This window comes from Natronomonas sp. (assembly GCF_046710025.1).
GTDB lineage: Archaea > Halobacteriota > Halobacteria > Halobacteriales > Haloarculaceae > Natronomonas.
This window is the reverse complement of sequence record NZ_JBKEGK010000011.1, coordinates 1-26671: the sequence shown is the minus strand read 5'-3', so window position 1 is coordinate 26671 and position 26671 is coordinate 1. Positions and strand designations below refer to the sequence as shown.

Annotated in this window: 21 protein-coding genes and 1 pseudogene; 7 read left to right on the top strand and 15 right to left on the bottom strand. The window is 65.1% G+C overall.

All coding sequences use genetic code 11. The annotated features are described in order from the left end of the window. A pseudogene (locus ACI944_RS01735) lies at nucleotides 1-561 on the top strand (hypothetical protein); the annotation flags it as partial. A 34-nt stretch (nucleotides 562-595) separates the two neighbouring features. Here the strand turns inward: ACI944_RS01735 and ACI944_RS01730 are convergent. Next, on the bottom strand, nucleotides 596-1132 hold the full coding sequence (locus ACI944_RS01730) for a YqaA family protein (RefSeq protein WP_411717340.1): 537 nt from the start codon (nucleotides 1130-1132) through the stop codon (nucleotides 596-598). Between the two features lie 164 nt (nucleotides 1133-1296). Between ACI944_RS01730 and ACI944_RS01725 the strand changes: the two genes are divergently transcribed. Then, the gene (locus ACI944_RS01725) at nucleotides 1297-3036 is read left to right on the top strand and encodes a hypothetical protein (RefSeq protein WP_411717339.1); all 1740 of its coding nucleotides are present in this window, start codon (nucleotides 1297-1299) and stop codon (nucleotides 3034-3036) included. Nucleotides 3037-3131: 95 nt separating this feature from the next. Here ACI944_RS01725 and ACI944_RS01720 read toward each other — a convergent pair whose 3' ends face one another. After that, entirely contained in the window at nucleotides 3132-5963 is a 2832-nt protein-coding gene (locus tag ACI944_RS01720; protein ID WP_411717343.1) for an ATP-dependent helicase, read from the bottom strand. A 139-nt stretch (nucleotides 5964-6102) separates the two neighbouring features. On the opposite strand from ACI944_RS01720, the gene ACI944_RS01715 reads away from it, so the two are divergent. From ACI944_RS01715 to ACI944_RS01705, 3 genes are all read left to right on the top strand, one after another. After that, a complete protein-coding gene (locus ACI944_RS01715; RefSeq protein ID WP_411717338.1) occupies nucleotides 6103-6492 on the top strand; it encodes a DUF5518 domain-containing protein in 390 nt (129 codons plus the stop codon). Nucleotides 6493-6589: 97 nt separating this feature from the next. Beyond that, nucleotides 6590-7351, top strand: coding sequence for an MBL fold metallo-hydrolase (locus tag ACI944_RS01710; protein ID WP_411717342.1), 762 nt, complete (start codon nucleotides 6590-6592; stop codon nucleotides 7349-7351). A 111-nt stretch (nucleotides 7352-7462) separates the two neighbouring features. Then, nucleotides 7463-7693, top strand: a complete 231-nt coding sequence (locus ACI944_RS01705; protein WP_411717337.1) for a hypothetical protein — start codon at nucleotides 7463-7465, stop codon at nucleotides 7691-7693. 23 nt (nucleotides 7694-7716) lie between these two features. Here the strand turns inward: ACI944_RS01705 and ACI944_RS01700 are convergent, their stop codons facing one another. The 4 genes from ACI944_RS01700 to ACI944_RS01685 form a co-directional block, all read right to left on the bottom strand. Beyond that, on the bottom strand, nucleotides 7717-8784 hold the full coding sequence (locus ACI944_RS01700; protein WP_411717336.1) for an mRNA surveillance protein pelota: 1068 nt from the start codon (nucleotides 8782-8784) through the stop codon (nucleotides 7717-7719). Between the two features lie 67 nt (nucleotides 8785-8851). Next, nucleotides 8852-9973: a DUF4013 domain-containing protein gene (locus ACI944_RS01695; protein ID WP_411717335.1), complete on the bottom strand. Its 1122-nt coding sequence runs from the start codon at nucleotides 9971-9973 to the stop codon at nucleotides 8852-8854. Between the two features lie 122 nt (nucleotides 9974-10095). Then, complete coding sequence (gene rqcH, locus ACI944_RS01690) at nucleotides 10096-12207, bottom strand: ribosome rescue protein RqcH (RefSeq protein ID WP_411717334.1); 2112 nt, start codon at nucleotides 12205-12207, stop codon at nucleotides 10096-10098. A 64-nt stretch (nucleotides 12208-12271) separates the two neighbouring features. Then, on the bottom strand, nucleotides 12272-14020 hold the full coding sequence (locus ACI944_RS01685) for a MutS-related protein (RefSeq protein ID WP_411717333.1): 1749 nt from the start codon (nucleotides 14018-14020) through the stop codon (nucleotides 12272-12274). A gap of 94 nt (nucleotides 14021-14114) precedes the next feature. Between ACI944_RS01685 and ACI944_RS01680 the strand changes: the two genes are divergently transcribed. Then, complete coding sequence (locus ACI944_RS01680; protein WP_411717331.1) at nucleotides 14115-14447, top strand: 2Fe-2S iron-sulfur cluster-binding protein; 333 nt, start codon at nucleotides 14115-14117, stop codon at nucleotides 14445-14447. 5 nt (nucleotides 14448-14452) lie between these two features. Here ACI944_RS01680 and ACI944_RS01675 read toward each other — a convergent pair whose 3' ends face one another. The 5 genes from ACI944_RS01675 to ACI944_RS01655 all read right to left on the bottom strand — a co-directional run bounded on the left by ACI944_RS01675 (nucleotide 14453) and on the right by ACI944_RS01655 (nucleotide 20504). Continuing rightward, entirely contained in the window at nucleotides 14453-14755 is a 303-nt protein-coding gene (locus ACI944_RS01675; protein ID WP_411717341.1) for a hypothetical protein, read from the bottom strand. A gap of 41 nt (nucleotides 14756-14796) precedes the next feature. Next, nucleotides 14797-15915 (bottom strand): aminotransferase class V-fold PLP-dependent enzyme, encoded by a 1119-nt coding sequence (locus ACI944_RS01670; RefSeq protein ID WP_411717330.1) that lies wholly within the window; start codon nucleotides 15913-15915, stop codon nucleotides 14797-14799. Between the two features lie 84 nt (nucleotides 15916-15999). Beyond that, a complete protein-coding gene (trxA, locus tag ACI944_RS01665) occupies nucleotides 16000-16344 on the bottom strand; it encodes a thioredoxin (RefSeq protein WP_411717329.1) in 345 nt (114 codons plus the stop codon). A gap of 333 nt (nucleotides 16345-16677) precedes the next feature. Further along, the gene (locus tag ACI944_RS01660) at nucleotides 16678-17526 is read right to left on the bottom strand and encodes a universal stress protein (RefSeq protein WP_411717328.1); all 849 of its coding nucleotides are present in this window, start codon (nucleotides 17524-17526) and stop codon (nucleotides 16678-16680) included. Nucleotides 17527-17651: 125 nt separating this feature from the next. After that, a complete protein-coding gene (locus tag ACI944_RS01655; RefSeq protein WP_411717327.1) occupies nucleotides 17652-20504 on the bottom strand; it encodes a DEAD/DEAH box helicase in 2853 nt (950 codons plus the stop codon). A 170-nt stretch (nucleotides 20505-20674) separates the two neighbouring features. Between ACI944_RS01655 and ACI944_RS01650 the strand changes: the two genes are divergently transcribed. Then, nucleotides 20675-21529, top strand: a complete 855-nt coding sequence (locus ACI944_RS01650) for a translation initiation factor eIF-2B (RefSeq protein WP_411717326.1) — start codon at nucleotides 20675-20677, stop codon at nucleotides 21527-21529. Between the two features lie 328 nt (nucleotides 21530-21857). Here ACI944_RS01650 and ACI944_RS01645 read toward each other — a convergent pair whose 3' ends face one another. The 4 genes from ACI944_RS01645 to ACI944_RS01630 form a co-directional block, all read right to left on the bottom strand. Continuing rightward, nucleotides 21858-24134 carry a CDC48 family AAA ATPase gene (locus ACI944_RS01645; protein WP_411717325.1) on the bottom strand — a complete coding sequence of 759 codons (2277 nt, stop codon included), beginning with the start codon at nucleotides 24132-24134 and terminating at the stop codon, nucleotides 21858-21860. Nucleotides 24135-24137: 3 nt separating this feature from the next. Beyond that, complete coding sequence (locus ACI944_RS01640) at nucleotides 24138-24374, bottom strand: hypothetical protein (protein WP_411717324.1); 237 nt, start codon at nucleotides 24372-24374, stop codon at nucleotides 24138-24140. Nucleotides 24375-24734: 360 nt separating this feature from the next. After that, nucleotides 24735-25760 carry a hypothetical protein gene (locus ACI944_RS01635; RefSeq protein ID WP_411717323.1) on the bottom strand — a complete coding sequence of 342 codons (1026 nt, stop codon included), beginning with the start codon at nucleotides 25758-25760 and terminating at the stop codon, nucleotides 24735-24737. Next, a partial coding sequence (locus ACI944_RS01630; RefSeq protein ID WP_411717322.1) for a DNA primase small subunit domain-containing protein occupies nucleotides 25757-26671 on the bottom strand: 915 nt, incomplete at its 5' end. The genes ACI944_RS01630 and ACI944_RS01635, both read right to left, overlap by 4 nt.

The window sequence follows — 26671 nt, the reverse complement described above, 5'->3', positions numbered from 1 at the left end:
GAGTTCTGTCTCAACGTCACCCACGGCCCCGCCGGAATCCTCGACGCGGCCGCCGGAGAGCCGCGCTCGGTCGTGGAGACGCTCGCCGAAAGCGCCCGTGAGGCGCTCTCTGTCGACATTGACGGCGGGTACGACGCCGTCATCGCGGGCGTTGGGGCGCCGAAGGACGCGACGCTGTATCAGGCGAGCCGCGCCGCGACGTACGTCGCGTTGGGCGCGACCGATCCCCTGGTCCAAGGCGGACGGCTCGTCGTCCCCGCAACGCTGGCCGAGGGAGCCGGGGACGGAACGGGCGAGCGCCGGTTTTATGACCGGCTCGCGGGCGCGAGTAGCGCTGACACCCTTTATGAGGAGATGCGCTCTGGATACGAACCGGGCGCACAGCGGGCCTTCGTCGTCGCACGGGTCCTGAAGGACTACGAGATATATGTATCGAACAGCGACGCGCCGGCGGTCGTCGACGAGTGTCTGATGAAACCCCGCGAACGCGTCGCTGAGGCGGTCGAACCGGGGAGCGACGTGCTCATTATCCCCGATGCGCTGCATACGCTGCTCGTTTGAGAGGGTACCCCTCGAACCGCACACGCCTCTCGGCTCAAAACACCGTCACGAGCCCGCTGAAGAGACCGACCGTGACAGTGAGACGGCCCAAACTTCCGAGAAAGGTCGCGACGGCGAATTTGGTGTAATCGGTCTCAAGAATGGCAAACGCGTAGATCGAGATCGTATCCGGAAAGAACGGGACCGACAGCGCGATCGCGAGGCCGCCGTAGCCGTAGCGCTGGGCCAACTGGACAGATCGCCGCTCGGACCACTCGAGGACGTCGAATCGGGAGCGTCGTAGCCACCGGACGACCGGGCCGGACTGTTTTGCCTCTTGACCGATGTGGAAGGCGAACACGCTTCCGATGGCCTTTCCGGTCGCGCTCACCAGCATGATGCTCAGGAGGTTCGCAGCGGGCGGGACGCCGAGATCGATCGGGGCGAGCAACACGACCTCACTCGGCCCCGGAAGGACGAACGCGATCAGAAACGAGTACGCGAAGACGATCCCCATCCCGGCCCACCCGGTCGCCGACTCGACCAGCGCTTCGAGCCCCCCACCGAGTATCGAAAACAGTGTTCCGATCATTCGTTTCTAACCGCTCGTGTCGATTTATATACTCCGCCGTGATTAAATCGTCGGGTCCGGCGTCGGCGCTCCGCCCTCGCCGTCGATGGGTTGTCCCCGCGTTCGGTGTTGCCTTTCTCTGTCGACGTCGGCGTTTTTATCAGTCAGCGCATACTATTCAGGTCATGGCAGACAACAGCCCCTCCACTAGCGACGATGGATCGTTCGATCCCCCAGCAAGCGGGTCGGATGGTCGATCGCTCGCAATTCACGCCGCGACGCGGTTGCTCGGCCTCGGTGTCGTCGTCCTGTTGTGGTATGTCACCCGCCCGCTCTGGCACGGGTTCGTCTACGGCGTCCTCTACTCGCCCGGACTAACGGTGTTCGGCGGCGGGTCGATCATCGCGGCACTCGTCCTATGGTTTCTCCCGCCCTTCGACATCAACGGCGACGCGGACCGCTCGCTCGGGCGCGTGCTTCGAGAGGCCGATAGTCCGGTCGACGTGTTGTTGGAACTGCAGGGTTCTCCGGGACGGAAGCTCCGGCTGTTCATCACCGCTGTCGGCGTGTTCGCGGTGCTCTCCGTGCTGGTCAGCGTGCCCGCAGGGATGCTCGAACAGCGGACGCTCGCCCAAGGGACGATGGACGATTCGACCCAGGTCGAGGAGTTCCCGCAGGCAAACCCCGACAACCCGCGGGTCGTCCCCCGACAGGTGGCTGACATCACGACGCGTGGCTCCGTTTCCTACCGGCAACACCGGCTCGGGACGAGCGATATCGCTCGAAAGGAGGACGGCTCGCTGGCGTGGTCGTACGCGATCCAACCAGACGGGTTCCGCAACACCCTGATTGAGAACCAGCGCGGGGTGCTCGTTACAGACATGACCCGCATGGACGACAGACAGATCCAGGTCTACGAGGAGGACTTCACCTACGGCGAAGGGATGTTACTCCACCGCTCGGCGGATTGGAACCTCAAGACGTCCGACTACATCACGAAGTACGACGACGACGCCGTCGAGTTCAGCCACGATGGGCAGCCCTACATGTACTACCCGAAGACGGGCCACGAGTGGCATCTGACGCCGTTCCCGCACACGACGCCGACGTGGGACGGCGGAGCCTTAGTCCACCCCGACGGGCAGATCGACCATCTCACGCCGTCGGAAGCCCGTTCCGAGCCGATCTTGGAGGGCCAGCGACTCTACCCGATGACGCTTACGCGCGCCGAGATGGGCTCGCTCGGCTACCGGAACGGCATCATCAATCAGCTCCCGACCGTCGGCGCACACAAGGGGGAAATCGAGGTCGCAAGGCTCCCCTCGGAGGCCGACAACGCCCAGCCGTTCGTCATCGACCTGGAGGGTGAGCGGATGTCGTACGTGACCGCGATGGAGCCGTACGGCGAGGACACCCGGGGCCTCGACGAGGTGTGGTTCGCCGACGCGGAGACGGGCGAGTACACCTTCTTCGGGACCGACGACGAGACGCTGACCGGCCCTGAGCGCGCGATGGGCATCGCCCGATCAGCCGACTCGCGGACGAACTGGGGCCAGAACTTCGTCGTCACCGAACCGATTCCGGTCACGATCGACGATGAGCTGTGGTGGCATATAAAAGTCTCGCCGATCGACTTCACCGATGTGACGCGGAACGTCTTCGTCAACGCCGACACGAGTCGGACAGTCGAGATACGCGACGACGAGGCCGTCCGTTCATTCGTCGCCGGCGAGGTGATGGACGAGAACCTCGAGCCCATCGAGGATGGCGAGGGGACCGCCAATGCCATCTACTACGTGCTCGTTACCGACGAAAACGGGGACGTGGTCGAACGGATCCCGGTCGAGCCCGGTCAGGGGACGACTATCGTCGGCCCTGATGACGAGCGAGTGCGGAATAACGGAACGGCGTCAGCCGCTGGGTAATATCGGCATGAGGAGTCGGCCGATATTGACCGCCGGGTGATGTCGGCATGGGGAGTCGGCCGATATTGACCGCCGGGTGATGTCGGCAGGAAACGTCAACCGGCGTCGACCGTACCGTCGCCGGCACTCGGTTCGGACGGACTACTGTCATCCCCCTCGATTTCGGCCAGCACCCGGTCGTGGAACTCCTGCAGGACGGCCGACTCGTCCTCGGCGAGGACGACGTCGCTCGCCATCAGCGTTGCGAGGCCGAACGCCCGCGGCGACGGCGAGTCGACGCGGCCAACCGAGACATCGATGTCGCCCGATTCGACGCCCGAAAGGAACGTCTCAACCGCGTCAACGTCGAGTTTGTCCTCCAAGATTTCTCGGTAGGTCTCCTCCATCACCGCGAATCGCTCCTTGTCCTCGGCGAACCCGAGCAGCATCTCGCTGGAAACCTGCTGTTGGCTCGCGGACTTCTCGTGGCCCTTGTACCGTTTGAGGATCATGAGCGACCGCGTCGCGTTGATCCGGAAGTAGCGCTTGAGAAGGTCAGTCCCCGAGAGCGATGCCCGGAGGTCGGCTCGAGCCTCGCCGGGATCGATATCACGGAGCACGGACTCGATATCGATCTTCCGGTTCAACGGCATCGAGAGCGTGAAGCCGTGGTCGGCGACGGCGACGGTGACGTTCGCGGTCGCCCGTTGGGCACACCGGTAGGCAAGGAGCCGCGAGAGACCGTCGTTGAACCGTCGGCCGTAGTTCGAGTGGACGTAGTAGTTGCGTTGGTACTCCTCGCGGTCGAGTTCGACCTCGATTGCGAGCCGATGGTCCGTCGAGACGCTCCCTACTCCGGCGTACTGCAGTTGTGTGTCGAACATCCGCGTCAGGGCGCGGACGGTGTTTTCGTCGAGTGGGAACTCTCTGAGCCACCGACGGACGCCCGGCGGTCCCGCCGACTCCATCCGCTCGAGCACCTCGCGCTGAAACCGGAGGACCTCCCGGCCGAGGTCGTAGCTCAGGGGCAACCGCTCGGAAAACCACGACGGGACGGTCGGGCGGGCGTTCGTCGGGTCGACGTAGACCTTCGAGCCCCGCCGGTAGCGGTACTCGTAGTTCGAGCCACCGAGGACGAAGACGTCGCCTCCTTCGAGCGTGTCGAGGTACTCCTCGTCGAGCTGGCCGACCCATTCGTCGCCGGAGCGGGTGTACACGTCGCAACTGAACGAGTCCGGGATCGTCCCGATATTTGTCATGTAGATGACCCGCGCGAGTCGGCCGCGCTTGCCGATGAGTGGTGTCCCCGGATCGAACGCCTCGTAGTGGTGCTCGCCGCCCGGCGGGTCGTTCTCGTCGCGCCAGACTTTCGCGTAGACGTTCTTTTCCTCCATACCGTCGTAGTCGGCAGTCAGATACCGAAACAGCGACTCGTACTCCCCATCGGTGTAGTTCCGATAGGGATAGGCGCTCTCGAGAATCCCGCGGATCTCGGCCTCGCGGCGCGGTCCGTTGATCGCCATCCCGTACACCTGCTGGGCCGCCACGTCCTGTGCGCGTTCGGGGACAAACACCCGATCGACGAACCCCGCCTCGGCCTTCTGTAGCATCACCGCACACTCGACCAATTCGTCCCGATCAAGGGCGATCACCCGACCCTTGACCGTCTTGCCGAGTCGATGGCCCGCACGGCCGACGCGCTGGAGCAGCGACGCGACGCTCTTCGGCGAGCCGACCTGTACGACAAGATCGATGTACGGCATGTCGATCCCCAACTCCAACGAGGTCGAGGTGGTGACGACGTCCAGTTCCCCGTTTTTCAGCCCCGATTCGATCTCCGCGCGCCGATCTTTCGACAGCGAACCGTGGTGACAGCCGGAGTTCGACTCGTCGTAGTCGCCGCGCTCTCGGAGGTTGTGTAACACCCGCTCGGCACCCGACCGCGTGTTCGTGAAGACGAGCGTGTTCGTGTGCTCGGCGACCAATTCGTCGAGCTGGGTATAAAACCGGTCCGTGATGACCTCTCGGGGCGTGTTGATCAGATCGTCCGTCGGGCATGAGAGTTCGACATCGAACTCCCGGACGAACCGCGCGTCGACAATTTCGTACTCGCGGGGGTGCCAGCCGTCACTGTCGGCAGCGTCGGCACCGCCGGTCGTCGGTCGCCCACCGACTAAGAACTCGCCGATCGTCTCCAGCGGTTCGACCGTCGCCGAGCAGCCGATCCGGGTCGGGGCGGTCTCACACATCCGCTCGAGCCGTTCGAGCGACACCGACAGGTGCGTCCCCCGCTTGTTATCCGCGAGCGAGTGGATCTCGTCAACGACGACGTACTCGACGGTTTCGAGCTTCCGTTTGAATTTCGGGCTGTTGAGCAGGATGGCGAGCGTCTCCGGCGTCGTGTTGAGGATGTGCGGCGTCTCATCGAGCATCCGCTGTCGTTCGGAATCGCTTGTATCGCCGTGTCTGATCGCGTGGCGTATCTCGACGGACTCCCCGCGCGATTCGAGGCGGTCGGTAATCCCCTCAAGCGGTTCGGTCAGGTTTCGATGGATGTCGTTCGCGAGCGACTTGAGCGGTGAGACGTACAGACAGTAGACGCTGTTTTCGAGCCCCCCATCGTCCGTCTCGGCGCGCCGAAACAGGTCATCGATGATGGCTGTAAATGACGAGAGTGTCTTGCCCGACCCCGTCGGCGCACACACCAGCGTGTTCGTCCCCTCGTCGATCAGCGGGATCGCCTCCTTTTGCGGCGGGGTGAAGAGGCCGTCGTTCTCCGGGACGAACGCGCCGAACTGCTCGATCCACCACGCTCGGACATCGGATGAGAGCCGGGCAAACGCCTCGGCGTCGTCGATTTCGACCGACGCCGGGTCGTACTCGAACCCGTGGTCCGCCAGTCGCTCGCGGACGCGGGCCTCCGGAGAGCTCTCGGGCGAAGGCGGCATCTCTCCCATATGCCCATCGGTAGGGTGCGGGCGTGCAAGTGGGTTTGGCCCCCGGAACTGCGGATCGACGACGGTGCGGATCGAGTGACCCCTCCGGACCACCACAAGGCCTTTCGCGCCCACCCTCGGACCCCGATCCATGGTTCCCGACAGTTCCCCCTCCACCCTACGTGATCGGCTCCCGGCGGAGACGGAGTCAAACGCCCTGATATACGGCCTCGTCGGCGGCGTCGTCGGAATCGTCCTCTCCGCGGTCCCGCTCTCGACGCTTCTCGGCGGGATCGTCGCCGGCTACCTCGAAGGCGGACGCTTCGACGACGGACTGAAAGCCGGGGCGGTCGCGGGCGGTGTCATGTTCGTCCCCTTCGTGGCCCTGTTTTTCTTGCTGTTGGCCTTCCTCGGGTTCGGCGGTGCCCCGATGGCGCTCGGCGTGTTTGGCGCGTTCGCGCTCGTCCTCGTGGCGGTGTACACCGTCGGACTCGCCGTTCTCGGCGGCTACCTCGGCGTATATGTACGACACGAACTGTGATGGGTTGATATGGGGACCGACGATGATCCGATAGCACCAACCGACAGACGAACATCCGATGTCAACATACTTCCCCGCCGCCCCCGACCACGTCGGTATGCGCGTGACTTTTCTCGGCACCGGATCGGCGATGCCGACCGGCGAACGGTTTCAGACCGGACTACTGATCGAGGACCCCGCAGGCAGGGGCAGTCCGCTGCTCGTCGACTGTGGCAGCGGTGCGCTTCACGCCCTCGCGGAGACGAACGTCGGCTACGAGGGGGTCGAGACAGTGCTTTTGACCCACCACCACCTTGACCACGTCTCAGATCTGATGCCATTATTAAAAGCCCGCTGGCTGGCTGGCGAGACCGATCTCGAAATCGTCGGTCCCGACGGCACCGAGGAACTCCTCGAGGGACTTCTCGAGGTCCACGAGTACATGGCCGGCCGGATTGATCTCTCGATCCGGGAGATCGGCCCCGGTTCGGACTCGGTCGCGGGCTACGATGTCGAGGCGGTCGAGACGGTCCACTCGATGCAGGGTCTGGCCTACCGCTTCGAAACCGACGACGCCATTTTTACATTCTCCGGCGATGGCGAGGCGACCGATGCCGTCGCCGAACTCGCAGAGGGCTCAGCCGTGTTGGCCCACGACTGTTCGTTTCCCGATGGGATTGACGTGGACAACCACCCGACGCCAAGTCGACTCGGCGAGGCGCTATCGGGCCACGAAATCGGCCGGGTCTACCTGACGCACCTGTATCCCCACACCGACGGCCACCACGACGAGATGACCGAGTCCGTCGAGTCGGCGTTCGATGGCGACGTTCGGGTGGCCAAAGACGGCCTGACAGTGGATCTGCGGCGGACCGGGTGATTTCACCCTTCGGCAACGAACTGACAGCGAGTTTGACAGGGCTGTGGGCCGCTATCGCAGAGTGCTCGGTGAAGCGAACCCGTTATACCGGAGCGGATGTTTCATACAAGGATGACGTCCTCCAACGAAGCCCTCGAACGCCAGCCGTCGCTGACGGCGACGCTTTATTGCTCTAGCTGTACCCACGAAAGCCGCATCAACGGCGGTTGGATCCTCCACGTACGGACGGATACCCTCGAGTACGAATGCCCGAACTGTGGAACCGCGATCGGTTCCCACCAGGCCGAATCGGCGCTTACAACGCAGAGCGGGGGGTCGCTTCGGACCGGCAGCGCCGACTGAGAACGCAACGTTGACCCCGCGAGTCAGTTCAGCCGATACCGCAACAGCGCCGCGATTCCACCTAGGTTTCCAAGCTGCTGGCCAGGGTCGAACTCGTGTGAGAAAACGACCACGTCGCCGCCCTGTCGCTCAACGTCCGAGATGACATCGTTGACATCGCGTTCCCAGTCGCCCTCGCCCGCCCGTTCCTCTCGCAGCCGTTCGTCGAGGACGAGCAGCGTCTCGACCGCCCCGTATTCGGCGGCCTCAGCCACTTCGTCGATTCCGTAGGCGGCTTTGGCTCCCTCGGCGATCCGCTGCATCAGTTTGTCGATGTATTCGGCCTCCTTCGAGATGCGGGTCTCGGTCTGGATCCGATCGACCGCGCCGCGTTTCAACACCTCGTGGACGCCGCGGTCGCCGACGCTCGCGGTGTCGACCGTCTGGACCCTCTCAGCCGCTTCGGGGGCGGCGTCCTCGATGTGATCGAGGGCGTCCCGCTTGGTGAACCCCGGGCCGGCGAGGATAATCGCCTCGACATCGAGGCGTTTCAGGATCGCGGCCAACTCCTCGAACAGTTCGTCGCGGCCGCGAGCGTACTCGCCTTTCCCCGTCGTCCCGGTGATCGTGGCTCGCTCCTCGACGCCGTACTGGGCGACGGTGTGGACGTGGGCCTCGCCCTCCTCGACGGTCGCGATGGCGACGTCGGGCTGTTCTGCAGTCTCGACGGCCTCCTCAAGCCGCTCCAGTTGGTCGACCTGCCAGACCTTCTCGATCGTGATCTCGTCGTGCTCCTCGACGTTGAACGTGTGGTGGAAGTCGAGTTGGTCCTCTCGCGAGCAGTCGACGATCTCGCCGCCAACCCGGAGCCGGTTGGCGAACTTCGCGAACTCGACATCGGCCACCTCGAGTTTGAGCCACATCGGCTCGCGCTGACCGCCGGTGTCGCGGGTCATGTCGTCGTCGCGCTGGATTCGGCGGGTGGTGTCGCCGGAGACGGCGTCGCCGGGTTCGAGAATATAGGTGAGATGCCACAGGTCGTCGAGGCTCTCGGGGACGACGGTGATCCGTTCGCGGCCCCCCTCGGCGGCCTCGCGGTCGGCGATGCGCATACCGGCTGTCGGGCCGGCAGCGATAAGTGCGCTCGGGTTCGGACCTACGGGGGCCGGGACGGCCGAGTCAGTTTCGCTCGCGCTCGTCCCGCCGGCCGGAATCGTCATCCGGATCGACAGCGGGCCGGAACCCGCCGCCGAAGGTCTCAGGCCCCGTCGGCTCCGCGTCGCTGCCGGTATCGGCGTCCGAGCCGGAAGCGCTGGCATCCCCGCGCCAGTACCCTGTCTTGGGGGTATCGGGGGATTCACGCCCTCGCCGGATTCCCCGACCGCCGTCCGTCTCCGCTCCGGAATCACCGGCCGGGGCGCTTTCCGTCACCCGCCGCACCGCCGGCGTGAGGTCGTGGTGCCCTGGCCGTCGCCGCCGGCTTCCGATTCCACCATCGTGGCCCGGAATGCGCTCGACAGCAGGCCGAACCGTCCACTTGTCGGGGTCGCTTCGCTCGTGGACGGCGGGAACTGGGTCGAGTCCGAGGGCGGCCCCCACGCCTTGGCCGTAACAGTACCGGGCACCGGTCGCGAGGACGAACTGTAAAAAGAACCCGGCGAGAATGAGCCGAAGCAGGTAGGCGAACGGGAGCAAGAACAGCCGCAGTGCGATCGAGATACCCCACGCGGTGGCGTAATCCTCTGTCACGGCCCCGGAGACGACAGTCCTGATATCGAAGGCGGCGCGCGGACGGTTCGTATGCGCGAACCGGGCGACAGCGACGGGGAGGACATAGAGCGCGCCGATGACGTACATGAGCGCGACGACGGCGACGATCCCCGTCAACGAGGTGGCCGCAGTCGTGGCCGCTTGGGAAACGGCGCGGTCGAGCAGTACCGCCGAAACGTCCGTTCCGGTCGCTCGGACGCCAACCAGCGGGGCGAGCACGACGAGACCGGGCGCCAGATACGCGGCCGAGATGCCGACCGCGAGCGCCCCGTCGCGCAACAGCCGTCGGACGTCTCCGAACCGCGGCGGCGTCGGATGCTCACGCCCGATCGTCGTGCGGACGACGCGGACGTAGTAGCCACGAACGAGGAGCCACGGGAGGAACCCCAACGCGGCGACGTATGCGTATGGGGTGTCGAGCGCGGCGACGCCGAGCGCGGCCATAATAACGACGAGGGTGAGCCCTCCGACGATGACCGAACGCCCCCCTTCGGAGGACCGCGTCGGGTAATCGAGCGCCTCCCTAAACATATATTTAGTAACGTACCCGGCGGGTTTATATCTCGTGGAGGCGGCCAGCAGGCGGCGGATAACGCGGCGATATCGGTGTAGCGCCACTCATAACGGGCGTCGTCGAATCCGCCCCGACCGACTCACTCGTCGAGCATTCGACTCCCGCCGGGCGGGCAGAACTCCTGGATCCGGTCCGGGCTGGCGATCTTGCGGACAAAGCTCGTATCGGTGAACCGCTCGCGAAACGTCCGGTACAGCCGCTTTGCGATGTCGTTTTGAGCGTACTGTCCCGGCTCGATCCGGACAGAGGTCTCCGCGACGGGATCGATCGCCGACGGCGGCCCCCCGATGACGCGGGTATCGGGTTCGCACTTGATGCCGACGGAGACGCCGACCGAGACATCGCGGTAGTACTCTCTGTCGCCCCGAATGACGAAGCTTCCTTTCTCTACGTACTCGCCGCTCTCGGGTGTCTTCGATACCTGCTCAGCATCGACTTCGTAGACATCACCCTCGAACCTGCTGTCCTTCCAGACCGAGGAGTACGACACCGCAAACTGGGCGGCCTCGCGTTTGCTCCCTTCGGGAATGTCGATGTCGCGGGCCGGTTCGTCCGGCTCGGTCGCCTTCAGGATCGTAACCGGAGCACCGTGGGCCTGCGCATGAAAGAAGCGATCGGAGGGGTCCATGTACTTTTTGACCAGCTCCTCGTTCTGGTCGGCGTTGCGGCCCCCGATGACGAGAAAGCCGTCACTCGTCCGGAACCATCGGAACCGCTCGTGCCACTTCTCGTCGGACCGGACCGGGACCGACGACATGGTGAGGTAATCCGTCTCGCCGTCGTCCTCGTCGTCGCTGTCCTCGCTCGCGTCGTCGACCTCCCACTCCTCGCGGCGGCGCTTGACCTCCGCGAGATCCTCTCGGGTATCCTCGATCGCCGCCTGTGCTCCCTCTTTCTTTTTACGGACGCGCTTGGACTCAGTGTAGAGGCGGTCGGCATTCTTTTCGACGCCGACCATCGGATCCAGTTCGATCGGACCGTTCCCCAAGTCGACGGTTACTGTCCCCTCGGCGCCGTCGACCGAGACGACCGCCTCGGCGGCCTCGATGCCCTGTTCGGCACCGGCCTCGAACGTCGTCTCGATCTCCGCCCAGGGAACGTTGTCCTCGCGGGCCGCACGGACCGTCGAGCAGATCTCGTCGACCACGTCGTAGTTGCCGTACAGGGATTCGGCCTTTTGTTGTTCCTCGTCGGCCTGCTTGTCATAGGACTCGATGGCTCCCTCCTGCTGTTCGATGATCCGCTCGTATTTGCCAATCTCCGACTCGAAGTCCGGACGGTCGGTCCCGCTGCCGGCCTGCTCTTCGTCCTCGGACTCGGTTTCGAGCCGATAGAAGTACTCGTCGATGGCGCCATTGAAACTCTCGAAGGCGGTCGCGTCGTAGCCCTCGGCCTCGTGTTCTCGAAGGGGAAGTGGCGTCGCATCGACGACATCGCCGTCGTCGGTCTCGTAGAGCCGCGGGTCGGTCCGGCCCTCGAGGATCGGCTCCCGGAGGCGCTCGAGCGCGCCGTAGAGTGCCTCGTATTGCGTCGCGCCGGCGTTCTCGATGTCCATCGTCTTCTCGACGCCGGCGCGGGTACACAGTTCCTCGGCGTAGAGGCCGCCGAAGTTGAGTTGCGTCGCCAGTGTTCGGACGAGGTCGGTGTCCGAATCGTCCATCCGCGCGGCGAAGGCGTCATAATCACAATCGAGGGGGCTGAACCGCTCGTCGGGGTAGCCGTACTGCGACCCCGGTGCAACCGTTCGGGAGGTCAGCCGGACGGTGTCGAGACAGTCGATGACCTCTCTGTCCTCGTTCATCACGGCGACGTTGCCGTCGCCGAACAGTTCCACGACGATGAGTGTCGTCGCGTCCTCGCGCTCGAATCGGAACGTGAGAATGCGATCGAAGCCGTACTGCTCGACGCCCTCGAAGTTCGCGCCTGCGATGCGGTTTCTGAGCATCATCGCGAAGTTCGGCGGCCGCCCGGGCGCGTCGGCGACGTGGTCGGGGACGGCGACGTGTGCCCGCTTGGGATCACCCGTCTCGATCACGAGTTCGATCCGCCCGCGGTCGTAATCGCGCATCTTCAGCCGGACGAAGTCGTCGCCGTAGAGGTAAGCCTTGTCGACGACCGCGCCGGTGTACTCCCGCAACTCGCCGACGAGTGCGGCGAGGTCGACGCTCGTCATCGCCCGTTTTCGGTCCATACGCTGGGGTGTGCCGGGCCGAAGAAATGCCTACCGCCTTGGCGGTGCCTCGAACACGAAACGGTTACTCCGATCCGTCGAGCGCCGTCCACTCTGCGTCCGAGAGCGTTCGCTGGATCATCCCCGTGTCGAGCGCCTCGGCGAGCGTCCGAAAGCCGGCCTCCTCGGCGCGGTCGTCGGCGTTTGCGACGAGCCGCGAGACGATGAACTCCGGCGTCGAGCGGCCGACTTCGCCGAACCGGGGCTGGTAGTCGACCTCCAACTCGAGGTCGTCGGTCAGTCCCTGGGCGACGATGCCGTCAGTTCGTGCGGTCTCGGGAAGTGGTTCGAGGTCGTCAGCTAGGTGGGTGACGAACGTTCCGATAGCGCCCTCGGCGATCGAGAGCCGGACGAGACCGCCGAGCAGGTCCGCGGCCCGTCCCGGCTCGGTGATGGCTTCGAACTCGTCGACGAGCATGAGCGTCCGGTTGCCGGAGACCAGCGGCGGAACGACCGACTGTAGCGTCGACTCGAGCACGCCGGCGTTGAAACTCGCGTGCCGCCGGTGGAAGACGAGCCGATCGAGGGGGGAGACTTCGGCGGCGTCCGCAGGGACGGGCAGTCCCATGTGGGCGAGGATCGCAACGGCACACAGCGTCTCCAATAGCGTCGTCTTTCCGCCGCTGTTTGCTCCGGTGAGCACCGTCACTCGTTCGCCCGTCGGGGCGTCGAGGCCGTGCTCGCCGACTGCGTACGTGATCGGCTGAGTGTCGACGCCGGCGTCGAGCAACCCGAGGTTTCGCGCGCCGACGACGGCGAGACCGTCGCCGTCGGCGTAGCGGGGACGTTGGAGGTCGTAGGCCGCCGCAAACCGGCCCAAAGAGAGTTCCCGCGCAACCGTCGTCACCGCTGACCCGGCGCGGTCGACATCTCCGCCCGCCGCCTCGATTGCACCTTCTAATTCGGCGCGGACGTCGGTCGAGCGCTCTTCGATGGTTGTCTTTAATTCGGCGCGAAGCGTCCGGAGCGTCCCGGTGACGAACCCGGAGGCGTCGACGGCGTCCTCGACCATCGCCGAGCGGATCCGGGCCGGATCGACGGTCGTCTCCCGGCGGAGGTACTCGACGAGGCCCTCGCGGAACGCCGCGGTATCGCCGACACGCTCCGATCGCAGCTCCTCGAGTATCCCTTCCGCGTTCGCCGAGAGCCGATCGATAGTCTCGTGGACGTCCCGAAGCCGGTCGAGTTCCTCGTCGGCCCCGCGTTCGATCCGGGCGTCGCCGATGGCCTCAAGAGCGACCGCCGCCTCCGCTAGCGCGTCGACGTCGAGGGCGGCGATAGGGTCGAAGACGGCGCTGTCGCAGTCGACGTCGGCTAACTCGACCGCCGTCTCGACGGCCGCGATCCGGCCGGAAGCGATGTCATACTGCTCGAACGCATCGAGTACTGCGGCCTTGCCGTCGTCGTCGAGTTCGTTCCAGCCCGTCCGGCCGCGCTCGACGGCGTCGAGACGGGACTCCATCGCCGACCGGTCGGAAAGCGGTGTCAGCGTTCGGAGCCGATCGGCGGCCGCTTCGCTCACGGCGAGTTGAGCGATCGAATCGAGGAGGTCCTTATATACGACTCGGGCATCGCGGGTCGCCAAGAGCGCCATACCGTCGGCGCTTTGAGCGTGTCTGAGCACGCGCGTCACCCGGCTTCGGTCGACGCCCGCCTCGACAAGCGTCCGGACGTCGCCCGATTCGATCGCTTCCGAGGCAGCTTCGGTCCCGATCGACGACTCCAGAGTCGCCTTGGTCTTCGGGCCGATCCCCCAGTACTCCTCTAGATCCATATCGGCGGGTCGTCCAGGCGGGGTATTAGCGTGGCGGAGCGTTTCCTGTCACCGGAGGTAAAGAGTTTTGTCCGGGTTGGCCCAACCAATCGGTATGACAGAGTACACCGTCGAGTTCGTCGGGACCGGCGAGACGATCACGGTCTCGGACAAACAGACCATCCTCAAGCGCTGCATCGAGGAGGGCATCGCACAGGAGTACTCCTGCCGCGTCGGGATGTGTCTGGCGTGTTCGGCTGAGATCGTCGAGGGCGAGGTCGCCCAACCCGCAGCGCGGGGGCTGACCGATGAGGAGAAACAGGCCTACGCGCTGACCTGCATGGCCCGCCCGCAGTCTGATCTCAAGCTCGATCGTGGGAAGTATCCGCCGAGCATCGAGGACACCGCTGCGATGGAGGGGTCGGAGCCGGCGGCGGCGGACGACTGAGCCACTTATAAATTATCCCCGGGATCGTGCTCCTCGGCCATCCGGTCGGCCTCGGCCGCGTAGCGCTCACGCGTCTCGGGGTCCTCGACTGTCCCGAGGTTGGATTGGTCGATGTCGAGGCTGACCGGCGTCTCGCGGCGGGTCCCGGTGTAACTCGTTAGCGCGCGCTCCTTGCGGAAGTCCCGGCGGCCGTCAGGCGTCGCATAGGTCAAGATGATCAGATTCTGTTCGTCGTCCGAGTAGGTCCGCTCGACCATCCACACACGGGTGGTCCCGGCCGTCGGTTCCGTCGTATCGGCCGTCTTCATCGTCTCTGGGGCCCCACCCACGGTGTTTCGGTTCGTATCTGTCATGCTGTGTCTCCGAGCGCGTCGGCGACCGCGTCGATTTCGTCCGCCGTCGAGACCGCGTGGACGGAAACGCGGACCGCCTCCGGCCAAGGGAGCGATCTGACGGCAATCTCCCGATCGGCCAGTCGTTCGACGGTCGCCTCGGGGTCGTCATCGGCGATCGTAACGAGCCCCGACTCGTACTCGCGAGGGCTCACCAGGCGATCGTCGTCGATCCGATTCTTCAAGCGGTCGGTCAACCGCTCGATCCGCGCCTCGATCGTCGGGAGGCCGATCGACTCAATGGCGTCAATCGCCTCGAGAAGACCCACGTGGGGAGCGGGCGACGCCGAGCCGATCTCGAAGCGTCTGGCCCCCGGATGGTACTCGACTCCCGTGGCAGATGGGGTCTCGACGCTTCGGTAGCCGACCGAATGCGGGGCGAGATCGGACGCCGAGTCCGGATCGACGTATAAGAATCCCGCGCCCCATGGGCCGAGCAGCCACTTGTGACCGGCGGCGGCGACCGCGTCCGCGCCCCACTCGGTCACGTCCATCGCCCGTTGACCGGGGACCTGCACCGCGTCGACGAGCGTGAACGCCCCCGCAGCGCTTGCGATCTCGACGAGATCGGCGACCGGCAGCCGGGTTCCGTGCGTCCAGGTGATGGCGCTGAAACACGCCAGCGTGGCATCCTCGACCGCCTCGGCGAACGCCTCGCGGTCGATCCGCCCATCGGTCGTCTCGAGGACACGCACTTCGACGCCCTCCCGTTCGAGCCGCTGCCACGGGAGAACGCCCGCCGGGTGCTCGAGGTCGGTCCTGACGACGACATCGCCGGAGTCCCACTCGATAGCACCCGCGATCCGGTTAATGCCGTCCGTCGTGCTCTGGGTCAGCGCGACCGCCTCGGGGTCCGCCCCGAGGAAGTCGGCGATCCGGCTCCGGACGGTCTCATAGGCGTCGAAGGCGACATCGTAGGGGTCGGCGTCGGCCGATCCGTACTCGTGGTCGGCGAGAAACGACGAGGACGCGTCGACGACGTAGCTGGGACTCGGGCCGTGGGCGCCGTAGTTGAGGTAGGCGGTGTCCCCGTTGGCGAGCGCCGGAACGTCGGCCCGGAGTTCCTCGGGTGTCACGGCCGGACCCCCGAGTCGTGGGGACAGCCCCCGGTCGCTCCGGCGACGGGACCGACGGGTTCGGTACCGCGAGTGATCACCATTTCAGGACGTGTAACGCTCGATCACGCTCGAGAGCTCCTCTTCGGACTTCATCCCGACGAGCTGTTCGACGGTCTCGCCGTCGGCGAAGAGAAACAGCGCGGGGATCCCTTGGACGCCGTACTGCGAGGCCAGCCCCTGGAACTGGTCGACGTCGACCTTTATGATGGCGGCGTCGGTCTCGGCCGCGACCGACTCGATCGCCGGTTCCATCATCTGGCACGGGCCACACCAGTCGGCGTAGAAATCGATCAATACGACATCGTACGTCGATACCGCTTCTTCGAGGTCGCCCTCGGCACCCAGGTGGATCGGTTCGGTCGGGGCGGCTTTTGCGTTTGAACTCATCAACTCGTTCTACGACCCGGAAGCGTATAATGGCTTTGGACAAATGCCACAATACTATCCACAAATAGGTGAGACGGGGCGGCGACAGACTGGTTGAACGCAGAATCCGAGTCGATGTTGCCAACGCCGTAGAACCCCTTCGCCACCGCACCACCACGCTATTTCCTGTGGATTCAGTATATAAACGTCATTGCTTGGACCGCGGTCGGTATTTATACCTCGAAGTGACCACAAACGCCATCAAATAGACTGTATATAGAGCTTCTGCGGGCCTGGACCCGGCCGAATTTCGACGGCCCCGGACTACTGTGCGATCTTCACGTGCTGGCGTCGTCAGGCGTCTGTCGGGGGGACCAACAAGACGTTCGCGTTCGCATCTGCGACGATCCGCTCTGAGACACTCCCCAAAAGTAACCGACGCAGACGGCTGTGGCCGCGGGAGCCGATGAGCGTTGTCGTGGGGTTGTGGTCGGCCTCGGCGGCGAGTATCTCCTCGGCGGGGTCGCCCTGGCGGACGTCGGTCCGGGTCTCGATACCCCACTCCTCAAGCGTCTCGGCGCGCTCCCCGAGACGCTCGGCGATCGGATCGTCCGCGTCCGTCTCCGGCATCGGGTCCTTCGGCGTCCGGACGTGAACCAGCGTCACCTCCCGGGTCGCCCCTCGGAGATACGAGAACGTCTCGAAGGCCCGAGCGGCGTTTTCCGAGAAGTCAGTCGCGTAGAGGACGTGCCGAAAGAGGTGTTTTCGGACCGGATCGGGGTCCTCGTTAGCCCGCTCGATGCGGTTGACGATGAGAGGGGCAACCGCCGTCCGCGCCAGGTTCCGGGCAGTCGAGCCGATGACGCGGTTCTCTAGTGGGCTTTTGCCGCGGGAACCGACGATTATCAGGTCGGCGACGATTGTCTCCGCGATGCCGTTGATCCGGCGGTGTGGCGTCCCCCGGACGACGTGCGTCTCGACATCGAATCCTTCCCGTTCGATCACACGACGGTACGTTTTGAGGGCTTTTTTTCGCCGCCCTTCGAAGTCGATCCCCGGCATCCCCGCGTGGACGTTTGAGGGAACGACCGTAACCAGGTGGATCACGTCGACGCCGATCCGACCGAGACACTCGAGACACGTCTGGTTCTGGATCGCCGCCTCGCTCGCCGCCGAGAGATCCGTCGCACAGAGCGCGCGCATACGTTGATTATTGAGGGTGAATTATATAGACGTTCCCCCGATCCGGCGTAGAATCGGCAAACGACCCACGGATCTACCCATCCGGTATTGTATTGGTTTTACACAGCCACTACTGACAGACCGGATCAATCCCAAAACGACTTCGTCCGAGCATACTGGCGCTCGCGTTCGATGATGTCGCGATAAAAGTCGTCCTCGTTCTCGCGGTGGTTGTTAATAATAAAAGCGGCGTTGCGGGGACCGACGCCTCGCGCCGCCAGCGCGATCACCGCCTTCTTCCCGTGGCTCTGGACCAGGCTCGCGGCCCGGTGGGCGCGTTCGGTCTGCGTTCGCTGCTCGTCGTCCTTTCGAGCTTCCGGGGTCCGGACCGACTCAACTACCTCGTCGGCCCAGGGATTCAACGCGGCGACCCGGGTCGATCCACACGCCGGGCATTCGGGCTGTTCGTCGACCCGTTCGACCGTCTGCCGTCGGTCCCACTCGTCGCAGTGAAGACACGCGAGCAACACGCGGTCCTCCATGATCCGCTCTCTGACCGTTTCGACGACGGAGGCATCGGCGTTCTCCGGCGAGAGCAACTCCCGCCCCGAGGACCGCCCAGCCCGGCCGAGCGCCGTCCGTTGGCTCGCCGTCTCGAGGGTGATATCGCCCGACTGGAGCCGCCGGAGGACGTCACTCGCCCCCGTGGCGTCGAGTTGCTCGTGGAGGACGACCCGAACCGCCTCGTCGTAGATCGGCGTGTCCTCAAGCGCCTTGAGCAGCCGGTCCTTCCCGAAGCGGTTCTGACTCGCCCCCTTGCCCTTCCAGCGTTTCAGCGCGCCGAACTTCGCCGCGACCTGCGCGAGGGTGTACTTGAGCGCGTCGGAGTTCTTGAGGCTCAATTCGACGAGTGTCGCGACGTGGTCGGGATCGGTCGATTCGAGGATTCCAACGACGTCGCCGATCGTGACGCCCGAGGGTACCTCAAGTTCGATCCGGTAGGGGTCGACCTCCATCGCCACCGACGACCCGGTCCGCTGGCCGATCAGCGCCGACAACAACCGCCCCAGCGTCTCGTTGACCGTGTGGCCGAACGCGGCGTTGACGACGATCTCGCGGCCAAACCCCTCGACGACGACCCGGTCGTCGGCCGGAACCGGCCCCTCGTGGCGCTCGACCGGTTTCAGCGCCTCGCTCGCGGTGTGTTCGTCGGTCGCGAACCGCTCGGCGAAGGCCCGCGCGACGTGGCCGCGGCTCATTCCCTCCGCGAAGCGTTCGCGAGCCGCCGCCCGCGTTTGCCCGACGTGCTGGGCCACGTCGTAGGGGACCGGGATCTCTTGGCCGACCCAGGAGGGGACCTCCCCGGTCGGGTCGCCGACCGGCGAGACAAGGACCTCTTCGGCTTCGTCGTCGATCTCGGTGATTCGCCACATCTCCCCGCCCTGGACGAACGTCTCGCCGGGGGCGGCGAACGTGACGACGAACCGCTCGGCGAGCGTCCCGACGGGGTCGCCCGAGGCCATGTCTTTCACTGTGTAGTTGGCCTCGTCGGGGATCATCGAGAGGTTGGCGTAGAAGTACTGCCACGTCCCACCGGATTTCTCGAGGCGATCCGCCTCCTCCTCGAGCCACAGGAGCCGGTTGCCCGAGAGCTCCCGGACGACCGATTTGAACGCCTCTCGGGACAGGTTCCGGAACGGGTACGCCCGCGTGACGATGTCGTACGCGCGGGCCGCCGGGATCTCCTCAAAGCCCATGAGCAGGCCGGGAATCTGGTTTGCGACCGTATCGAGGCTGGCGTGGTGGATCCCCGCCGACTCGACAGCGCCGTCTTCAGCGCGCTCGACGATCGCGAGCGCCTCGAAGGCGTCGTCCGAGCCGGTCGCGACGACTGTCCCGGAAGAGGTCGCCTCGCGGCGGTGGCCCGCCCGTCCGACGCGCTGGAGCAGCCGGCGGATCTCCCGCGGGCTCGAGTACTGGACGACGTGGTCGATCCGGCCCACATCGATGCCGAGTTCCATCGAGGAGGTGCACAAAAGCGCGTCGAGTTCGCCGGCTTTGAACCGGTCTTCGACCTCGATGCGGGCCGACTTCGACAACGAACCGTGGTGGATGCCGAGGTCCGTGCCGTAGGATTTTAGCCGTGATCCGAGCCCTTCGGCGGTCTGGCGAGTGTTCACGAAGACGAGCGTCGAGTCGTGTGCGGCGACGATGTCGTCGATGACTCGGACGTGGCTCGCGAGTTCGGCGTCGGTCAGCAACTCGCCCGCCGCCGTCCGGTCGGCCGGCGTGATCCCGGGCGTCCGGACGGTGACGTCGATGTTCGACCCCGCCTCAACCTCGGCGATCCGACAGCCGCGGTCGCCGGTCAGGAAGCGGCCGACCTCCTCGGGGTCGCCGACGGTCGCGGAGAGGCCGATCCGCTGGAACGCCCCGGCGTGCTCGCGGAGGTGTTCGAGCCCGATTGTCAGCTGTGCCCCCCGTTTGGAGGCGGCGAGTTCGTGGACCTCATCGATGACGACGTGTTCGACATCCTCGATCGCCCGCCGGAGCTTCTTGCCTGTGAACATCGCCTGCAGCGTTTCGGGCGTCGTCACGAGCACGTCCGGCGGGTCGTCGGCTTGCTTGCCGCGCTCGTAGTCGGTCGTGTCGCCGTGTCGAACCGCAACCTCGACGTTGAGCGTCTTACCCCACCAATCGAGCCGTTGTCGCATGTCGCGGTTTAGCGCTCGTAGTGGCGTGATGTAGAGCGCCTGTATTCCGTGTCTCGGCTCGCGACCGCGGATGGCCGAGAGGACCGGTAGCATCGCCGTTTCGGTCTTGCCCGATCCGGTCGGGGCGACGACGAGGCCGTGGTCACCGTCGGCCAGCGCCGGGATCGCCTTTCGCTGTGGCGCCGTCGGCGTGTCGAAGCCACGTTCGGAAAGCGCCGACCGAACGTCGGGATGGAGGGCGACGAAGGCATCCATGCCGGCCCCGTCGGCGGTCCCGTTACTCATCGATTCCGTTAGTATCGCCAGCCGAATAAGCGGCGCGTTCGGGGACAATGCCGGCAGTGTTCGCAAAAAGAGGGCGGCTCAACCGACGGTCCATGACGACTCCAGTAACTGTTTCGAGTGAAGACCCCGATCCCCGAAGGCATATAGCTTGGCCGGCCGATCTCCCGGCCATGATCGACGAAACAGTCGAAGAGATCCGCGAGATGCAGACGCACTCGTCGTCGGTCGTCGCGGTCAAGGCGGCCGAAGCGCTCCGAGAGCTCCTTGATCGGGAGTTTGCGACCGTCGAGGAGTACGTCAGATCCCTCGAGCGCAACGCCAGCGCCCTCCAGCGCGCCCAACCGTCCCACGCCTCGCTGCACAACACCCAACGTGAGATCGTCTCCCGGGTCGAGGATGGCGAGTACGACACGACTGCGGCGGCGAAAGCCGAAACCGAAGCGGCTATCGACGACATCGTCGAATCGGTCGAGAGCGCCAAACACGAGGCCGCGATGAACGCCGTCGACCTCCTGCCCGACGGGGCGACAGTGTTGACCCACGACTACTCCTCGACGGTCGTCGAGGCGATCGAACTCGCCGCCCGCGAGGGCCACCACATCGACGTCTACGTCACCGAGGCCCGACCGCGGTACCTGGGACGACGGACCGCCCGAACGCTTGCAGAGATCGACCGCGTCGATACGACCCTCATCGTCGACGGCGCGGTGGGGCACTATCTCGACGAGTGCGACCGGGTCGTCCTCGGGATGTCGGCGATCGTCGACGACACCCTGTACAACCGCGTTGGGACGTTCCCAATCGCAACCACGGCGGCGGAACTCGCCGTTCCCGTCTCCGTCGTCGGCGCGAGCGAGAAACTCATCGATGAGGGGTTTGTCTTCGAGAACGAGTTCCGGTCGCCGGCGGAAGTGATACGCGAACCCGCGGAGGGCTTCTCGGTCGCCAACCCGGCCTACGACGCGACGCCGACACATCTGCTTGACGGCGTTGTCACGGAGGTCGGCACTGAAAAACTGGAGTAGATCAGGCCGAGATTGCTCGGTGTCGGCTGTCGGATTCGAACCGCGGTTGGCTGACGACAACGGCCCCACAGTCGGGACATTCCACGTCGGTCCTGTTCTGGTGCCGATCGAGGCATACACCGTCGATCGGAGCCGAGCGATCACAGACGGAACAGAAGAGAACGGCCTTCGATTCGGGGGGGTCCCCGGCCGTTCCGGTGTGTGCGTTCATCGAGTTTAGATAGGTGATGAACGAATAAGTGTCTGGTGGGTGGCTTCAGACTCTGAATAGTATGAACGTTCGTGCGGTACGGCTATGAAAAACGAAATATCGGTTGCCGGGCGGTCGCTACTGGAACGTCCGGCTGACCTCGGGTTCGCTCGGTCCCTCGCTCGGGCTGAGTTCGTCCTCTAGCTCCTCGTAGCGCTCGCGGGTGTCCTCGTCGACGCTCGGGCCGACTTCGTCGAGCGCCTCCTCGAAGTGCGCTCGGGTGATCCGGACGTTACCGACGCTCTGTGCGGCTTCCTCGGGCTCGACGCTGTTGATGAACTCCCGAGTCGCGGCCATCGAGGCCTCGCGGGTGACAGCCTCGATGTCGGCACCCACGTAGCCCTCGGTATCGGCGGCCACCTTGTCAAGATCGACATCGTCGGCCAGCGGCTTGTCGCGGGTGTGGACCTCGAGGATCGCCCGCCGGGCGTCTTCGTCGGGGACGGGCACGTGGACGTGTCTGTCGAGGCGGCCGGGGCGCAGAAGCGCCGAATCGATGAGGTCCGGCCGGTTCGTGGTTGCGATCACGACGACATCCTCGAGTTCCTCAAGACCGTCCAGTTCGGTCAGAAGCTGGGAGACGACGCGCTCGCCGACGCCGCTGTCGCCCATGCCGCGGCCTCGCTCGCCCGCGATCGAGTCGACCTCGTCGAAGAACACGACAGTCGGGGCGTTCGAACGAGCCTTCTCGAACACCTCGCGGACGCCTTTTTCTGACTCGCCGACGTACTTGTTCAGGAGTTCGGGGCCCTTGATCGAGATGAAATTCGAGTTGGCCTCGTTGGCGATGGCCTTCGCCATCAGCGTCTTGCCGGTGCCGGGCGGGCCGTACAGGAGGACCCCCTTTGCGGCCTCCATGTCCATCGTCTTGAAGACCTCGGGGTAATCGAGGGGCCACTGAATTGTCTCTCGAAGGCGCTCTTTCGTGTCCTCGAGGCCGCCGACCGAGTTCCAGGTGGTGTCGGGCACCTCGACGAACACTTCGCGCATCGCGCTCGGGGTGATCCCCTTCAGCGCGTCTTTGAGGTCGGCCCGCGTGACGGACATCGACTCGAGGATATCGGCGTCAATCTCGTCCTGTTCGAGGTCGAGTTCCGGGCGGATCCGGCGCAGAGCGTTCATCGCGGACTCCTTCGCGAGGCTCGCGAGGTCGGCGCCGACGAACCCGTGGGTGTTCTCGGCGTACTGATCGAGGTCGATCCCGTCGACGAGCGGCATCCCGCGGGTGTGGACCTGCAAGATCTCTTTTCGGCCCGCTTTGTCCGGGACGCCGATCTCTATCTCCCGGTCGAAGCGGCCGCCGCGCCGCAGGGCAGGGTCGAGGGCGTCGACGCGGTTTGTCGCGCCGATGACGATTACGTCGCCGCGTTCGTCGAGCCCGTCCATAAGGCTCAATAGCTGGGCGACAACGCGGCGTTCGACGTCGCCGCTGGTCTCGCCGCGCTTGGGCGCGATCGAGTCGATCTCGTCGATAAAGACGATCGAAGGGGCGTTCTCCTCGGCCTCCTCGAACACCTCACGCAGCTGTTCTTCGGACTCCCCGTAGTACTTCGACATGATCTCGGGGCCGGAGATGTTCGTAAAGTGGGCATCGATCTCGCTGGCGACGGCTTTCGCCATCAGCGTTTTGCCGGTGCCCGGCGGGCCGTGTAACAACACCCCTTTCGGCGGCTCGATGCCGAGCTGTTGGAACAACTCGGGGTGACGCATCGGCAACTCGACCATCTCGCGGACCTGCTCCAGTTCCTCGTCGAGGCCGCCGATGTCCTCGTAGGTGACCGACGGCGTGCCATCGTTTACCGCGGTTCCGGCACCGCTTTCGCCCGTCTGTGCGATCTGCTCGGCGGGCTTTTCGCTCACCGTGATCTCCGTCGAGTCGGTGACAACGACCGTGCCGCTCGGGTCGGTGTCAGCGATCCGAAGCGGGATTCGCTGGCCGCTCTGGCTCGAGAGCGGGCCGAGACCGAGCGAGAAGGGGACGTTCTGTCCGGTCGTGACGGCCTGTCCGCTGAGCTTGTCGCGGATGTGGGGGCCGATGTTGCCCCGGATTCGGAGGTTCTGCGGGAGCGCCACGGTGACTTCCTTTGCGGGGTTTACGTCCGCGGGCTCGATTTCGACCTTGTCGTCGATGCCGACGTCGGCCTCGCCGCGGAGCCGGCCGTCGATCCGGACGACGCCACGGCCTTGGTCCTCCGGATAGCCGGGCCACACGCGGGCGACAGCGCGGGACTCGCCCCCGTCGATAACGATGTAATCACCGTTCTCGAGGTCGAGTTCGTCCATCGCCGCTCGGTCGATCGCCGCCAGTCCACGTCCGGCGTCCTTCTGTTTTAGGGGTTTGACTGTGAGTCGCATTTGTTATCGCTCCGTCTCTAGGGTAACGACCCCATTGTTCATAATTGCGTGGTCGACATCCTCGGCGACATCGAACTCGTATTGATCGTCGTCGACGACGACCATCGCGGTCCCGTCGACCACGTCGACGTTGCCCTCCACGGGGCCGAAATCGGCGACGAGGACAGCGCTATCATCGTACTCGTAGTGGCGGACGAGGCCGTCGACCTCGCCGCGGATTGATTGGGTGTATTCGCTCATACTAACTATGAGTTAGTCCTGCTACTATATAAATCCTTCTACGAAAAACGCAGGAAGGGAGTTCGTGCAGAAGTATCGGTTGAATTGCGGTTCGAACTTAGACCACGGGAAACATAGTTCGGATTCAACGGTGGATCCGGTCCGCTCTACCTCGGCGCTGGACCGCCGGAACGGCGGTACGCGTTCGATCACGCCAGTAGTTGTATTGCGTGCGAGAGAATTGTGCATCGGTCGCACGTCGATCCGACCGGCGCTACCGCTCCGCCGGCCTCACGTATTTATACTATAGGTTCAGTTGCACGCTATTTTAACTACCGCATGATGAAAGCGACGGCCTCAAGCGCTCGCTCAGCAACCGGGCTACAGTCGTTCGGCGGCGTTCTTTTCGACGAGGACATCCGCGTTGGGCTCCGGAAGCGTGACGACGTCCTCGGTGCCGAGGTCGTAATCCCGGTCGTCAGCGCCGACGATCTGGCCGACATCAGCGGTGATCCGAACCGTCGTTCGGGGCATACCGGGGATATCGTCCGCGGTATCCTGCGATCCCGATCGATCGACTGAACCACCCGACGACGGCGCAGTCGAGGCTTGCGTCTCGGCCGTCGGTCCCCCGTCGCGCTCCGGGTGGCCCGGTTCAGAGCTATCGGAGGGGGACTCGCTTCCCGGTTCCGGCGCCATCTCCGGGGGTGTCGATTCGGGCGGAACCGCCTCAACGCTGGGCGCGTCGGCTCCAACGTCGGAGGGTGCCGAGAGGGGGTCCTCCGCCGAACCGCCGGGGTCGCCAGCCGTCTCTCCGTCAGGTGTCGAGGCGGTTCCCATCAGATCGGCGGCGCTGACGCCATCCGTGTCGGTGGGGTCGTCGCCCGGTTCAGAGAGCGCGTCTCCCGGTTCAGGGGTTTCGGCTCCGGTAGCGGAACGATTGGCGGCGTTTTCCTCGGACGCGACGCCGCCGGAGGCGTCGGGGGCCGCATCCTCAACCGAACATGACACCGACGGTGCGTCGCCATCGAGCACCGACAACACCCGCTCGCGGTTGTCCTCGATCCGAGCGACGAGCGACTCGAACAGCGCAGACTCCTCGCTGGTTAGCCCATCGTCTTCGACGGGCATCCCCGCGGCCGCGATGGAAGCCTTCTTTACGACCTTCCCGACGCGGCGCTCGTAGATCGCTTCGACGGTCCCCTCGGCGGTCTCGATGTCGTCGGTGAGCCGCCGGACTTCGGGTTCGGAGAACGGATCGTCCGCGTCTTCGACGGCGCGGGCGCGCTCCTCGTTGCGCTCGCGGATGAACTCGCCGACCTCCTGATAAAACGACGATCGCAGGTGCTGGAGGTCACTCGATTGGCGCTCGCGTGCCTGTACGGACTGTAGCTCGTCGAGATTCATTCTTCTGCCTTGCTCGCGTGTCCGCGGGCCATCGCGAAGACGCCCACGCACTCCGGGACGGAATGGACACCCTCCTGAAGCCTAAAGCTTTCGCCGCGGAGTTCGACCGTCGTCGGCTCGCGGACGTACACCGAAATCTCGTTGTCGAGAAACGTTTCCGGGACGGCGTCAGCGAGTGGGTCAAACCCCTCGAGTTCCGAACGCTCGATCCGTCGGACGGCGAGGCCGGTTCCGCCGTGAAGGCTCCCCGGTAGCCGGATGAGACGGTTGATATCCGTGGTCACCGGCTCGTCGATCGGAGCCGATTGGGCGTCGACGACGCCCGCAAACAGGTGCCTCGCGAGGCCGTACACTGCCGGATGGACATCGACGTTGCCGGCCTCGAGTTCCGACCGGTTGTTCCGCGCGGCGTTGAGCGCCGCGGTCGCTTTCCCCTCGCCGATCCCGTCGAATGCCCGGAGTCGCTCGATCGCGTCGGCTTCCTCCATCGCGAGCAGCTCCTCGAGGAAGCCGGTGAGACGGTCGTTTGTCCGACCTGCCCACCCGCCGTCGGGCAACGTCCGCTTTTGCGCCGGTGACCGCCGCCCGGCGCTGCCGGTGACAGCCCGCGTCGTGACGATATCGTCGAACTCGATCCCCTCACCGAGGACGTACTCGACGACCTCGCGGCGCGCGCGCCGCCCTAATCCGAGGACGTCCGGCCGGCGGACGTGAACGTGGTATCCGCGACCGCCCGAGAAGACGACCTCGAGGTTCTCGAAGCCGAAGTCGGTCTCGAGGAGATCGAGTAACCGACGTAGGGCTCCCTTACACTCCTCGAGCATCTCGGCGTAGGTTGTCGTCTCCGGGTCGACGCCGGGGAGGTGGTCGGCGTCGAGATCGAAGACGAGGTCCGAGCCCCGCCATCCCTT

Excerpts from the sequence above, each read along its gene's own strand:
- ACI944_RS01730 (WP_411717340.1), bottom strand. The coding sequence starts at position 1,132 with ATGATCGGAACACTGTTTTCGATACTCGGTGGGGGGCTCGAAGCGCTG.
- ACI944_RS01725 (WP_411717339.1), top strand. The coding sequence starts at position 1,297 with ATGGCAGACAACAGCCCCTCCACTAGCGACGATGGATCGTTCGATCCC.
- ACI944_RS01720 (WP_411717343.1), bottom strand. The coding sequence starts at position 5,963 with ATGCCGCCTTCGCCCGAGAGCTCTCCGGAGGCCCGCGTCCGCGAGCGA.
- ACI944_RS01715 (WP_411717338.1), top strand. The coding sequence starts at position 6,103 with ATGGTTCCCGACAGTTCCCCCTCCACCCTACGTGATCGGCTCCCGGCG.
- ACI944_RS01710 (WP_411717342.1), top strand. The coding sequence starts at position 6,590 with ATGCGCGTGACTTTTCTCGGCACCGGATCGGCGATGCCGACCGGCGAA.
- ACI944_RS01705 (WP_411717337.1), top strand. The coding sequence starts at position 7,463 with ATGACGTCCTCCAACGAAGCCCTCGAACGCCAGCCGTCGCTGACGGCG.
- ACI944_RS01700 (WP_411717336.1), bottom strand. The coding sequence starts at position 8,784 with ATGCGCATCGCCGACCGCGAGGCCGCCGAGGGGGGCCGCGAACGGATC.
- ACI944_RS01695 (WP_411717335.1), bottom strand. The coding sequence starts at position 9,973 with ATGTTTAGGGAGGCGCTCGATTACCCGACGCGGTCCTCCGAAGGGGGG.
- rqcH (WP_411717334.1), bottom strand. The coding sequence starts at position 12,207 with ATGGACCGAAAACGGGCGATGACGAGCGTCGACCTCGCCGCACTCGTC.
- ACI944_RS01685 (WP_411717333.1), bottom strand. The coding sequence starts at position 14,020 with ATGGATCTAGAGGAGTACTGGGGGATCGGCCCGAAGACCAAGGCGACT.
- ACI944_RS01680 (WP_411717331.1), top strand. The coding sequence starts at position 14,115 with ATGACAGAGTACACCGTCGAGTTCGTCGGGACCGGCGAGACGATCACG.
- ACI944_RS01675 (WP_411717341.1), bottom strand. The coding sequence starts at position 14,755 with ATGAAGACGGCCGATACGACGGAACCGACGGCCGGGACCACCCGTGTG.
- trxA (WP_411717329.1), bottom strand. The coding sequence starts at position 16,344 with ATGAGTTCAAACGCAAAAGCCGCCCCGACCGAACCGATCCACCTGGGT.
- ACI944_RS01660 (WP_411717328.1), bottom strand. The coding sequence starts at position 17,526 with ATGCGCGCGCTCTGTGCGACGGATCTCTCGGCGGCGAGCGAGGCGGCG.
- ACI944_RS01655 (WP_411717327.1), bottom strand. The coding sequence starts at position 20,504 with ATGAGTAACGGGACCGCCGACGGGGCCGGCATGGATGCCTTCGTCGCC.
- ACI944_RS01650 (WP_411717326.1), top strand. The coding sequence starts at position 20,675 with ATGATCGACGAAACAGTCGAAGAGATCCGCGAGATGCAGACGCACTCG.
- ACI944_RS01645 (WP_411717325.1), bottom strand. The coding sequence starts at position 24,134 with ATGCGACTCACAGTCAAACCCCTAAAACAGAAGGACGCCGGACGTGGA.
- ACI944_RS01640 (WP_411717324.1), bottom strand. The coding sequence starts at position 24,374 with ATGAGCGAATACACCCAATCAATCCGCGGCGAGGTCGACGGCCTCGTC.
- ACI944_RS01635 (WP_411717323.1), bottom strand. The coding sequence starts at position 25,760 with ATGAATCTCGACGAGCTACAGTCCGTACAGGCACGCGAGCGCCAATCG.